The sequence below is a fragment of the Snodgrassella alvi wkB2 genome (genome assembly GCF_000600005.1).
GTDB classification, from domain to species: domain Bacteria; phylum Pseudomonadota; class Gammaproteobacteria; order Burkholderiales; family Neisseriaceae; genus Snodgrassella; species Snodgrassella alvi.
Genome location: NZ_CP007446.1, coordinates 2,324,344 through 2,336,152, shown reverse-complemented (window position 1 = coordinate 2,336,152; position 11,809 = coordinate 2,324,344). Strand labels below are relative to the sequence as shown.

Annotated in this window: 11 protein-coding genes; 7 read left to right on the top strand and 4 right to left on the bottom strand. The window is 43.2% G+C overall.

Annotation, left to right across the window (positions count from 1 at the left end):
• Positions 1-24: 24 nt before the first annotated feature.
• Complete coding sequence (locus SALWKB2_RS10620) at positions 25-828, top strand: glycosyltransferase family 25 protein (RefSeq protein WP_025331657.1); 804 nt, start codon at positions 25-27, stop codon at positions 826-828.
• A 4-nt stretch (positions 829-832) separates the two neighbouring features.
• Positions 833-1,855, top strand: a complete 1,023-nt coding sequence (locus SALWKB2_RS10615) for a glycosyltransferase family 2 protein (protein ID WP_025331656.1) — start codon at positions 833-835, stop codon at positions 1,853-1,855.
• Positions 1,856-1,866: 11 nt separating this feature from the next.
• On the opposite strand, the gene SALWKB2_RS10610 is transcribed toward SALWKB2_RS10615, so the two are convergent.
• Positions 1,867-2,439: a hypothetical protein gene (locus SALWKB2_RS10610; protein ID WP_025331655.1), complete on the bottom strand. Its 573-nt coding sequence runs from the start codon at positions 2,437-2,439 to the stop codon at positions 1,867-1,869.
• A gap of 10 nt (positions 2,440-2,449) precedes the next feature.
• A complete protein-coding gene (locus tag SALWKB2_RS10605; RefSeq protein WP_038649067.1) occupies positions 2,450-3,196 on the bottom strand; it encodes a hypothetical protein in 747 nt (248 codons plus the stop codon).
• 343 nt (positions 3,197-3,539) lie between these two features.
• Here SALWKB2_RS10605 and sstT point away from each other — a divergent pair, with 343 nt between their 5' ends.
• The 3 genes from sstT to SALWKB2_RS10590 all read left to right on the top strand — a co-directional run bounded on the left by sstT (position 3,540) and on the right by SALWKB2_RS10590 (position 6,989).
• The gene (gene sstT / locus SALWKB2_RS10600; RefSeq protein WP_025331653.1) at positions 3,540-4,775 is read left to right on the top strand and encodes a serine/threonine transporter SstT; all 1,236 of its coding nucleotides are present in this window, start codon (positions 3,540-3,542) and stop codon (positions 4,773-4,775) included.
• Between the two features lie 130 nt (positions 4,776-4,905).
• Positions 4,906-5,901, top strand: a complete 996-nt coding sequence (locus tag SALWKB2_RS10595; RefSeq protein ID WP_025331652.1) for an LLM class flavin-dependent oxidoreductase — start codon at positions 4,906-4,908, stop codon at positions 5,899-5,901.
• Positions 5,902-6,092: 191 nt separating this feature from the next.
• Entirely contained in the window at positions 6,093-6,989 is an 897-nt protein-coding gene (locus SALWKB2_RS10590) for a glycosyl transferase (protein ID WP_025331651.1), read from the top strand.
• A gap of 114 nt (positions 6,990-7,103) precedes the next feature.
• Here SALWKB2_RS10590 and SALWKB2_RS10585 read toward each other — a convergent pair whose 3' ends face one another.
• Positions 7,104-9,284, bottom strand: coding sequence for a primosomal protein N' (locus tag SALWKB2_RS10585; protein ID WP_025331650.1), 2,181 nt, complete (start codon positions 9,282-9,284; stop codon positions 7,104-7,106).
• A 253-nt stretch (positions 9,285-9,537) separates the two neighbouring features.
• Here SALWKB2_RS10585 and pyrB point away from each other — a divergent pair, with 253 nt between their 5' ends.
• Both pyrB and pyrI read left to right on the top strand, forming a co-directional pair.
• Positions 9,538-10,479 (top strand): aspartate carbamoyltransferase, encoded by a 942-nt coding sequence (gene pyrB / locus SALWKB2_RS10580; RefSeq protein WP_025331649.1) that lies wholly within the window; start codon positions 9,538-9,540, stop codon positions 10,477-10,479.
• A gap of 6 nt (positions 10,480-10,485) precedes the next feature.
• The gene (gene pyrI / locus SALWKB2_RS10575; RefSeq protein WP_025331648.1) at positions 10,486-10,944 is read left to right on the top strand and encodes an aspartate carbamoyltransferase regulatory subunit; all 459 of its coding nucleotides are present in this window, start codon (positions 10,486-10,488) and stop codon (positions 10,942-10,944) included.
• 24 nt (positions 10,945-10,968) lie between these two features.
• Here pyrI and fghA read toward each other — a convergent pair whose 3' ends face one another.
• On the bottom strand, positions 10,969-11,802 hold the full coding sequence (gene fghA, locus SALWKB2_RS10570; protein WP_370530649.1) for an S-formylglutathione hydrolase: 834 nt from the start codon (positions 11,800-11,802) through the stop codon (positions 10,969-10,971).
• Between the last annotated feature and the right edge of the window lie 7 nt (positions 11,803-11,809).

Genomic DNA, 11,809 nt, shown 5'->3' with positions numbered 1-11,809 from the left:
TAATATCTGTGGTGATACAAACAGATGATTTCTGCTCTAGTAATTAATCTGGATCATTCATTTGAGCGATTGGAATTTCAGCGCAAACAACTGATTCATTTGCAAATACCTATGCAGCGCCTGTCTGCTGTTAATAGTTCGGATATTCTTGGTGAACAATATGAACAATTAGCAAATGGCTGGGAGCGTAAATTGCGTCCGGCTGAGGTAGCCTGTTTTTTAAGCCATAAAGCTGCATGGCGATATGTACTTAATACCGATAAACCTTGGTTGATTCTTGAAGATGATGCTCTATTATCGCGTAAAACAGCAGATATTCTTGCTGCGTTAATTCCTCTGGCAAATGAGGTTGATTATGTGAATCTGGAAACGCGCCATCGACGTAAATGGATAAGTAAAAAGGCTTTTAATTTAATTGATGGTTATGAGTTACGCCGGTTATATCAGGATCGGACAGGTGCCGCCGCATATGTTTTATTCCCTTCCGGGGCACGGAAGCTGTTAAACAGAGCTGAATATTCGGCACCGGCGCTTGCTGATGCATTTTTGTGTCGTTCATATGATTTGAATGCCAGACAAGTGTATCCGGCCGCTGCAATTCAACTGGATCAGTGTATTAATTATGGTCTGGAGCATACAGAATCTTTTGTTTCTACTATCACTCCTGAGAATAATCTGAAACCTCATGCAAACGATATTTATAGTAACGTATGCTTTAAATATCGTCGTCTGGCAGCACAAATTCGTATGGGATGGAGGCAATTGTCCGTGCTGCGGTGTGCGCAACGTATGCTGGTGCCAATAATAAAAAGTGATTTTGAGGAATAGTTGTGTGAATGGGGTAAAAGATAATTATGCAGGTACAGATAAAGTAGATTTAAGTATTCTGATTCCTGTATTTAATGTTGAATCATATCTTTCCGGATTGCTGGATGCTTTATTTCCGGATTTGACTGCTTTAACTGAAGTTATATTTTATGATGATTGTTCACCAGATAATTCACTTAGTGTGATTCGCAAATATCAGCAGAGTTATCCGCATGTGAATATTCGTATACTGTGCGGAAAGAAAAATCTGGGTATTACTCAGGTTCGCCAGTGTCTGTTACAGGCCAGTCATGCTGAATATGTCTGGTTTATTGATTCAGATGATTTGATTGAACCGCAAGCGGTACGGCAGATAAGGAATATTCTGAGTGAGTATCATCCGGATGTAGTACTGTTCGATTATGATGTTTTTTTTGATGGTAGCGGTAAAGTTAAATACCATGAACATTTATCAGTTACTCCCGCAAATACTTTGCTGCATCAGAATAACGGTGAGTTATACCGCCTTGCAATTATGGATGGTAAACATTATTTCTGGAATAAAGTTTTCCGGCGTACTTTGGTAACAGATTCGTGTGATTTCACTATACCTGCCTATGAAGATATTGCGAATACTCCGATTATTCTGAATCAATGTCAGACTTACTTTTATTATCCGCAAACTTTAGTACATTATCGTATCTGGCCGGATTCGATTGTGCAGAAAATGAGTCTGAAACAGGTATATGGTATCAGGGCTTATCTGACACAGGCTGAATATGCTGATAAAGTGGTTGATGATAAAAAGTGCTGTGCTTATTTATTATATAAAGCTCATCTTTATTATTTCAGGTTGTGTCGTAAACTCAGAAAAATGAATCTTCCGGAAATGGAAAAAGCCGATATTTTGCTTTTGGCTAAAGAGCTATATGCACAAAAACAGTTATCGACTTGCGCAACTGTTTCGTTATTAGTACGTACGGGTATGTGGGACAAGGCGGCTAAACTGATATTAAAATCAGGTTTAGCCCGATTCTCATGCAGGTAAATATTTTCTATTCAGATTGCAGTTATTTTACCTTCGGTAATCCATTTATAAATTAGTTTTTTTTCATCATCCCAGTTATGCCCCGTCCAGCCTTCACTGGTGAAATTATGTATATAAATTTGTTTTTCCGGATAATGCTGACAAATGTAATCAATGGCCAGTAAACCTGTGCTTGGCTGGCGAAAACCCAGTGTATTGGCACAGTGCTGATAAGTATCTGTAGGTATCGTGTTTATTTGATATTGATCCAGATGAGAGTGTTTAATCCATTTAGGAAAACGCCAAATATATTTTATCCGTTTATGTAAAGGAATATTCTGATATCGTCCCAGACAGATATCTTTTGTGGTATATCGAAAAAATATTTGTGTGTCAGGTTTAAAAAACTGATGGTCAATATTCAGATGTCTGATTTGTGTGTAGCCATTGGCAATAAATACCCAGTCGGCCATAAGTGTACAGTTTGGATTGGGGGTGTTAAAGCGGACTACGATATCGTCTTCATGAATTAATCCGGCAATAGAATTTTGTTCGTCAGCATTGCCAATGATGAAGAATTTACTGTGTGCTTGTACGATTTTCATAATAGTAATTTTATTGCCAATAATTTTTTAACCATGGAGCCGGTAAAACTTTACGGTACCATTTTCCTCCGCCTCCCCTGATGGCATCCGGAGGATTAACTTCGCCGTGAAAGATAATAATTTTGCCGTAATCCGGCTTTTCCGGTGGCTGCCATAGCGCATAAGGCATTTTTTTTAATACGTCATATTTATAGCTCAGACACCAGTTTTCAGGCCAGTAACTTAGTTTATGATTTTCGCGCACATACCATGATAAAAATGCCTGTTCATGACGAAATTGCTGACGAATAGTCTGGAAATGTTCGCGAAAATAGTTCATTAACTCTGGTAATGCACCAATCTGAAATCGGTATACTGAGCTATTGCCGACTTTTCGCCACGGCTTTTTCCAGTCACGAATAATCCATACTTCGTCCTGTCGGCTGGAAGGATGTGTGAAGAAGCAGTCTATGTTATCGATTATGACTATGTCTATGTCAAGAAATAAAGCTGTACCGTGTAAACCATATAAATCTGCACTGAATGTTGTCAGTTTGTTCCAGCCACGTTCAGGCAGACCCTGAGGCAGATCCAGTGGTATTAGCGGATAACACTGAACAGCCGGATTGATGCCTTTAGCATCATCTGTCAGGCAAATCATGGTAAATGGTAGCGTTAAGTGGCGTTGTACCATGTTATAGAGGCGGTTGATGTATTCAGCATCATATTTTTGCCCCCATTTCATGCATAGTATGTAGTTTTGTGAAGCTGTGTCCATGGCATATTTTGTCTGGGCGGTTACTGGTGTGGGAGTATAGCATTTTAGATTTTTGTATAGTTTGATTCCATTGATTAAGAATAATAAATTGCTGATTGATTTTAACTGTTTTTCGCGGTTTTATTGATTATTCGCTGTTTGTGTTCGTTTTAATGCTAAACTTATTATCTGCTAGGTAAACTGAAATGGTTTTCTGTTAAGGTTTAATGGTGTTGAAAAGACGGATTAAAACAGATTTTCTGATGAGAGATAATTTGCTGCTCACGGATTTATTGTCAGTTCTGATGATATTTTGTATCTGTTTTTAAATGTGTTTGAATCCGGCGATAACCAAGGATTGTGAATGAAGAAGCTTTTATGGGTATTATTTAAGAGTAATCTGATTGTACGTATGCTGATATGTATGATTATCGGCGCGTTTATTGCGGCGTTTTTACCGCAGTACGGGGTGAAACTGGAATTTCTGGGTAAGGTATTTATTCAGGCTTTACGTGCAGCTGCTCCGATACTGGTTTTTGTATTAGTCATATCTTCTATTGTTAATAATAAATTTGATAATGTTTCCAGTATTAAGTCAGTAGCCTGGTTATATGCTGTTACTGTTCTGATTTCTGCAGTGCTGGCTTCTACGGTAAGTTTTTTATATCCGCTTCATTTGGTGATGGATGTACCGCCGATATCTGAAAAACCGCCGGAAGGTGTGGCAGAAATTCTTATGAATATTGTGCTCAAGTTTGTAGATAATCCGGTTGATGCACTGGCAACCGGTAATTTTCTGAGTATTCTGGCATGGTCAACAGCATTGGGTATTGCATTGCGCCAGAGTAGTGAGGCAACGAAATCGGTGATTAAAAACTGGTCGGATGCCACTATCTGGGTGGTTCGCCTTGTTGTGGCAATTGCTCCTTATGGTGTACTTGGTTTGGTTGCTTCTCACTTTACGAGTGATGGTTTGGCTAAGCTGAAGAATTATCTTGAGCTGATTGGTGTATTACTGGGTCTGATGGTGTTTGTGGCACTGGTGATTAATCCGCTGATTGTATTTTTGAATTTTCGTAAAAATCCATATCCGCTGGTGTTTACCTGTTTGCGTTATAGTGGAATTACAGCGTTTTTTACCCGTAGTTCAGCAGCGAATATTCCGGTAAATATCCGTCTGGCTCAGCGTATGCAATTGCCGGAAGAAATTTATTCGCTGTCTATTCCTCTGGGTGTGACAATGAGTATGAATGGAGCGGCTATCACGATTACGACGATGACAATGGCTACTGTGCATACTTTAGGTCTGGATGTGAGCTTTATTCAGACATTGTTGCTAAGTATTCTGGCAACGGTATGTGCTCTTGGTGCTTCCGGTGTGCCCGGCGGTTCGCTGCTACTGATTCCAGTAGCATGCAGTATGTTTGGCATTGATCCGGCTATATCCGCTCAGGTGGTAGCAATCGGGTTCGTTATCAGTGAAATTCAGGACTCAGCTGAAACAGTTTTGAATTCTTCCAGCGATATGCTGTTTACCTCTGTGGTGTCACTCAAACAGCAGGGAAGAGATCCGAGTAAAATTGAGTTACTACCGGAATAAGCCTGTATCATGATTGTGTATAGGCCGCTGTATAATTTATGCAGCGGTTTTTTATACGCGGACAGAGTATTCGTTTTCGCGCATAGGATGAATTTAATTTATATCTGTTTTTCTTCAATGTGAGGAATTTATGGCTATTCCTGTTTCTATACTGAATCTGGTACCACGTCGGGATAAAGGTACTGCTGCGGCGGCTATACAGGATATGTTGCGTCTGGCACAGGCTGCTGAACAGTCAGGTTTTGTGCGTTACTGGATCGCAGAACATCATAATATGCCGATGGTAGTCAGCTCTGCCACTCAGGTATTAATTGGTCATACACTGGCTCATACCCACAAGATAAGGGTAGGCAGCGGCGGAGTAATGCTGCCTAATCACAGTCCGTTAATGGTTGCAGAACAGTATGGCACTTTAGCAACCATTTATCCGCACCGGCTTGATTTGGGACTGGGGCGTGCACCCGGTACTGACAGGGTAACAGCTGCAGCTTTGCGTCGGCATTTAAATGATGTTTCATTACAGTTTGCTGATGATGTGGTGCAGTTGCAACGTTATCTGGGCGATGAGAATTGTCAGGGAATAGTAAAGGCCTATCCGGGTATTGGTACACATATTCCGCTCTATATACTGGGCTCCAGTACGGATAGTGCTTATCTGGCGGCCAAAATGGGACTGCCATACGTTTTTGCTGCACATTTTGCACCGCGTTTTCTGGAAGAGGCCGCAGCGATTTACCGGGAACGTTTTCAGCCTTCTGCTCAGCTGAGTAAGCCCTTTTTTATGCTGTGTTTAAATGTTGTTGCCGCGGCAACGGATGAAGAGGCTCGTTACCTGCAAACTACGCAGTTTCAATCGGTATTGGGACTGGTTCGCAATAGCCGGGCGCCATTACAGCCACCAGTACCTCATATGCATGGTTTATGGACTGCTGAGGAGGAAACTTATGTGCGTAACTTTACTGCCTGCACATTACTGGGTGCTCCTGATACTATTCGTCAGCAGCTGGAGGAGTATCGCCTGCGCTTACAGCCGGATGAGGTAATGGCTGTGAGTTATATTTATGATATGGATAAATTACTTGAGTCTTATTATATTTTTAAGAGTGTGGCAGATATTGTCGGCTAATCTGTTAACTTGCCCATATTAAAACGAATTAATACCTGATAATAGGTATCTACCGGTCTGATATTTATAAATTTGATTGGAATTATTTGTTTCATGTCAAATATTACTTGATTAATATTATCATTTTTACTGGTATTTTTGCGGTAAGATTACAATTATCTTTATAACGTAAGCAAATCGGGAGTATATGCATGAGCAACGATGTAATTAAGGTCTTTGTGGGTTGTGACCCGAATAACTGTGATCTGGAACAGATGATGGTGGTGGATTACAGCATCCATAAACATACATCGCGGCCAGTGGAAATTATCTGGATGCAGTTAAGTCATGACCCGGAAAGCCCCTGGTACTCTGATCCGCAGTCTGGTGCCGGCTGGCATACTGAAAAATGGGCAACACCGTTTTCAGGTTTCCGCTGGGGTATTCCTGCTGCCTGCAATTATGAAGGCCGGGCTATTTATATGGATGCAGATATGATTATTCTGGCTGATTTAGCCGAACTTTGGGAGCATCCTATTGAAGGTGAAGCAATTGTTGCTGCCAAGGAAGTGCATGATCATGCCAAGGGCAAACGCTTTACCCGCTTGTGTACTTGTGTCTGGGATTGTGCGAAAGCTAAAGCTAAATTGCCGGAACAGGCTACGCTGCGTGCTGACCCTGATTCGCATAAGAAAATGATGGCTAAGTTTAAAGAGCATCCTGAATGGGTACAGGCTTATACAGCTGCATGGAATTGTGTCGATGGTGAAGGTATGCCGATCGAGCAGATGAAAATTTTGCATTATTCGGATATGGGTACCCAATTTAGTCATAAGTATTCAATCCCGCGTTTGGCTGCAGCTGGTCAGAAACATTGGTTTGATAGTGATATTCTGCCTCATCCGCGTAAAGATCTGGTTGAGCTGTTTGACCAGTACTATCAGGAAGCTCTGGATGCCGGCTATAAGCTGGAAAATTATGCTGTGGAACCTTTTGGTGCTTTCCCTAAGGAATCTCAAGTAGGTTATGATGGCAATGAAGTTACTCGCCAGAAAAAACAAAAACCATTACTTTCACGTGTTTGGCATAGTCTGCGTGGACGCGAATAAGTTATCAGTTAAATCTGATTACTGGTCATCTGCCAATCTGGCTGATGACCAGTTTTTGTTACAGATAGGGTAAAAATGAATGAATGTATGCTTATAATTCGAATGGCATCATAATTACATTTCCAGCGGATCTACATCGATCAGCCAGCGTGTGTGTGGGCTGGTTTTTTCCAGATGCAATAGCCAGCTTTGCCATATTGTAATGCTGTGATGTAATTCGCGCCGGTTATGACTTTCCAGAAAGACCTGTGCCCGTTCATAACCGGCCAGCCGTGCCATTAACATTGGTACTGGTCCTAAAATACTGACACTGGGCGGTAAAGATTGTTGCTGTCTGATACCCTGTAATGCCTGTCGCAGGAGTTCTTGTGCTTCACGCATGGTTCTGGCGTCAGCATGAATAGCTGCCATATAGCTGAAAGGTGGCATGCCCAGTTCCTGTCTTTCCGTCAGTTCTGCTGTTGCAAAGGTAACATAATTTTGTGCAGCCAATGCCTGATAAACTTTGTGTTCGGGTTGTCTGGTTTGTACCCAGACTTCGCCACTGCATTCTGCTCTGCCGGCACGGCCGCTTACTTGCATCAATTCGGCAAACAAGCGTTCTGGTGCGCGAAAGTCCGCACTGTAAAGACTGTTATCTGCATTTAAAACAACAACCAGATTCAATTGCGGAAAATCATGACCTTTGGCCAGCATCTGGGTGCCGATCAGAATATCTACCTGCCGGTTAATGATTTTACTGTAAATATCTGACCAATCCTGCCGGTGGGCGGTGCTGTCGCGGTCTACCCGCAGAATACGTGCCTTAGGTAACAGATATTGCAGGTTTTCTTCAATGCGTTGTGTTCCTTGTCCGACAGCCGTTAAATCCTGATTACCGCATTTCGGGCAACAATGTGGAATACGCTGGTGAAAATCACAGTGATGACAGCGCAGCTGACCGGCATGCTGATGTAAAACCATCTTGGCCGAGCAGTTAGGGCAGCCGAAAGTATGCCCGCAGGCGGCGCAGAATAAAGCCGGAGCAAAGCCGCGACGGTTCAGATAGACCATACTTAAGCCACCATTGGCAAAATTGGTCTGTAATTTTTGTTTGATAATATCGCTCAAACCATTATCCAGTGGTAACCGGCGAATATCTACCAGATGAATTTGCGGTAATTGAGCACTGATATGGGCGCGTTCGCTTAATTGCAGTAGTTGATAATCTTTTTGCTGGGCTTTATACCAGCTTTCCAGAGATGGAGTGGCACTGCCCAGTACAATAGGACATCCTGCCTGCTGCGCACGCCACACAGCCAGATCCCGTGCCTGATAACGCAGTTCGCTTTCCTGCTTAAATGAGTAATCATGTTCTTCATCGACTACAATTAATCCCAGATTATGCATGGGAGTGAAAACAGCCAGTCGGGTGCCAATGATTAAAGCTGCCTGTCCGAGTGCAGCCTGAAGATAACTGGTTGTCCGTTGTCCGGCAGCAGTCTGACTGTGCAGCAGAGCAGTAACAGTATGTGGAAATCGCTGGCGCACACGCTGCAACAATTGCGGGGTCAGATTGATTTCGGGCAGCAGAAATAAAACCTGTTTGCCCTGCTGCAATATTTTGGCCATGATGTCGAAATAAACTTCTGTTTTGCCGCTGCCTGTAATGCCATATAACAGAAACGGAGCAAACTGGCCGAATTTATTCTGTACTGTTGTACTGGCAAGCAATTGTTGCTGATTAAGCTGATGCCGGCTTTCCGGAATGCTGCCGCAGGCCGGAACTGAAGTAGTCTGTATCCAGCCTTGTAGTTGCCACTGATTAAGATAATGTGCAGCCTGAGAATGTATGGTCTTAAGTTGTTGTAATGTAGCAGATGTTGTTTGCAGATGTTGCCATAATGCATTTTGTTTGTGAAAGCGTGCCGGTGGAGGAGGCTGTTCACGCCCCAGAGCATTTAACGTGTAAATCACTTCCGGTCGGGGTAGTTGCACGACTTCAGGCTGACGCAGTCCCTTCGGCAACGCCGCCATTACTGCCTGCCCGAGAGGATAGTGATAATAGCGGGCAGTAAAACTGAGTAATGTGCGCCAGTCTTCAGGCAATTGCCAGTCATCAGAAAGCACTGATTCTATTGGTCGTATTTTGCTGATATCAATTTCAGGTTCTACATTACTTTCCCATACTATGGCGGCCACCAGACGTTTGCGGAAGCGTACTGCTACCCGTGTACCGGCGGGCAGGGCTGTGGTATGGGCATAAGTAAGCAGTGAATACAGGGGCACATTCAGTGCCAGTTGATGGTAAATCAATGTAAGCAGAAATAAAAAAGGCAATGAAATGCTGATTGTAACTCAATTTGGTCAGCTTTTATCATTGCGCTGTTTATGCGATAATTTGTATTAATTTATTATTACGGGAATGATAGCGTGATGCGGATACTGGCAGCAGATGTTCAAGGTTGTCTGGAACAGGTATTACATCAGTACAGCTAATTTCCGTAAGATTTTACCCGTTTGAAGACGGGTTTTTTTGTGCCTATTGATAAATGCTGAAGGTTAAATTATGGCTAATCCGCTGTATCGGCAACATTTCATTTCTATTAATGATTTATCTACTGCGCAGTTGGAATTTTTGCTGGCGCTCGCTTTACAGTTAAAACAGCAGCCTCAGGCTGATTTATTAGACGGACGTTTAATTGGTTCGTGTTTTTTTGAACCGTCTACACGAACCCGTTTGTCATTTGAAACTGCTATCCAGCGGCTGGGCGGTAAAGTTATTGGTTTTGCTGATGGTGCCAATACCAGTGCCAAGAAGGGAGAAACGCTTGCTGATACTGCCAGAATTATCAGTAATTATGCAGATGCAATTGTAATGCGTCATCCGAAAGATGGTGCAGCCCGGGTAGTCAGTGAGTTTGCCCGTGTGCCTGTTATTAACGCAGGAGACGGTACGAATCAGCATCCGTCGCAGACATTGCTGGATTTAGTCACCATTTATGAAACGCAGGGGCATTTACAGAATCTTAAAATTGCTTTAGTTGGTGATTTGAAATATGGCCGTACTGTACATTCACTGGCGCAGGCTCTCAGTCGCTGGGGGTGTGAATTTATTTTTGTGTCTCCGCCAACTCTGGCAATGCCTGCTTATATCTGTGAGCAGCTGGATGATAATGGCGTACATTACCGGACTTCCGGCAGTCTCGAAGAAGCATTGGCCTGGGCAGATATTCTGTATATGACGCGTATTCAGCGTGAGCGGTTCGATGAACAGGAGTTTGCCAGAATCAGTGGTCATTTTAATTTGTGTGCGGCTATGCTCGGGCAGGCTAAACCGAATATGCGTATTTTGCATCCTTTACCGCGTGTGGATGAAATCCATGCAGATGTCGATGACAGTATTCATGCTTATTATTTTCAGCAGGCCAATAATGGTATGTATGCGCGGCAGGCTATTCTGGCGGCGATTCTGAATGAACATATTGATATAGTTGGAGCAAAAGGATAAACAATGATGAATCAGACCAGACTAAGTGTTGAGGCAATAAAAGATGGTACTGTGATTGATCACATCCCGGTAGGGCAGGGGCTGACTATTTTGCGCCAGTTTAAATTGCTGCATTCCGGTGATGCGGTTACGGTAGGGTTTAATCTGAGCAGTAAATCCACCGGCAGCAAGGATATTATTAAAATTTCCGGTCAGTATCTTGATGATGCTGCGGCTAACCGCTTGGCTTTGTTCGCGCCGCAGGCTACAGTTAATGATATTGAAAATTTTCGGGTAGTACGCAAACGTACACTGACTTTGCCGGAAAGTATCAGTGAAGTGTTTCGTTGTCCGAACAGCAATTGTGCCAGCCATGGAGAACCGGTAAAGAGCCATTTTTCTGTTCGGGTGAGCCATGGCGAAACCCGTTTATGCTGTCATTACTGTGAAAAAACGTTTGCGCGCGAATCCGTGATTGAAGCTTAGCTGTTAATTTACTGGTCTGGTGATTTATAGTCCGAATGCTTCGGCATGAAAGCTGATATGGCTTTCTATAAATGTACTGACAAAATAATAGCTGTGATCATAGTTTTCACGCAGCTGATACCGAATGTTAATGCCTTTGGCTTTGGCTGCCTGAACGAAATCCTGTGGATTTAATTGCTCAGGATAGTATTCATCCACGCTTCCCTGATCGATAAGAACTGGTAATGAAAACGGATACCGGCTGATCAGTTCAGTACTGTCATATGCAGCCCAGTCTTGCTGATTGGTTCCCAGATAGGTTGAGAATGCTGCCTGACCCCATGCTCCGGCTACCGGATGGGCGATAGGAGCAAATGCCGATACAGCAACGTAGCGCTGAGGGTTTTTCAGGGCAATCATCAGCGCACCATGACCGCCCATACTGTGGCCGCATAAACTACGCTGTTCATTAACCGAAAAATGTTTTTCGATAAGTTCGGGCAGTTCTGTGACCACATAATCATACATCTGGTAATGCTGAGCCCACGGCTGCCGGGTAGCATTAAGATAAAAACCGGCACCCTGTCCCAGATTGTAAACATCAGCATCAGCTACATCAGTACCGCGTGGACTGGTATCCGGCATAACCAGAACAATACCCCATTCAGCAGCAAAACGCTGTGCACCACTTTTCACCGAAAAATTTTCATCAGTACAGGTGAGCCCGCCCAGACAATACAGCACAGGCAGCCGGTAACCTTGTAAGGCACGTGACGGAAGATAGACAGAAAATGTCATGTCACATTGATTGTAGTGACTGTAATGCCGGTAACGTCGTTGTTCGCCGTTAAACAGTTTATGAGTGGTCTGCAGAGTTATTTCAGCC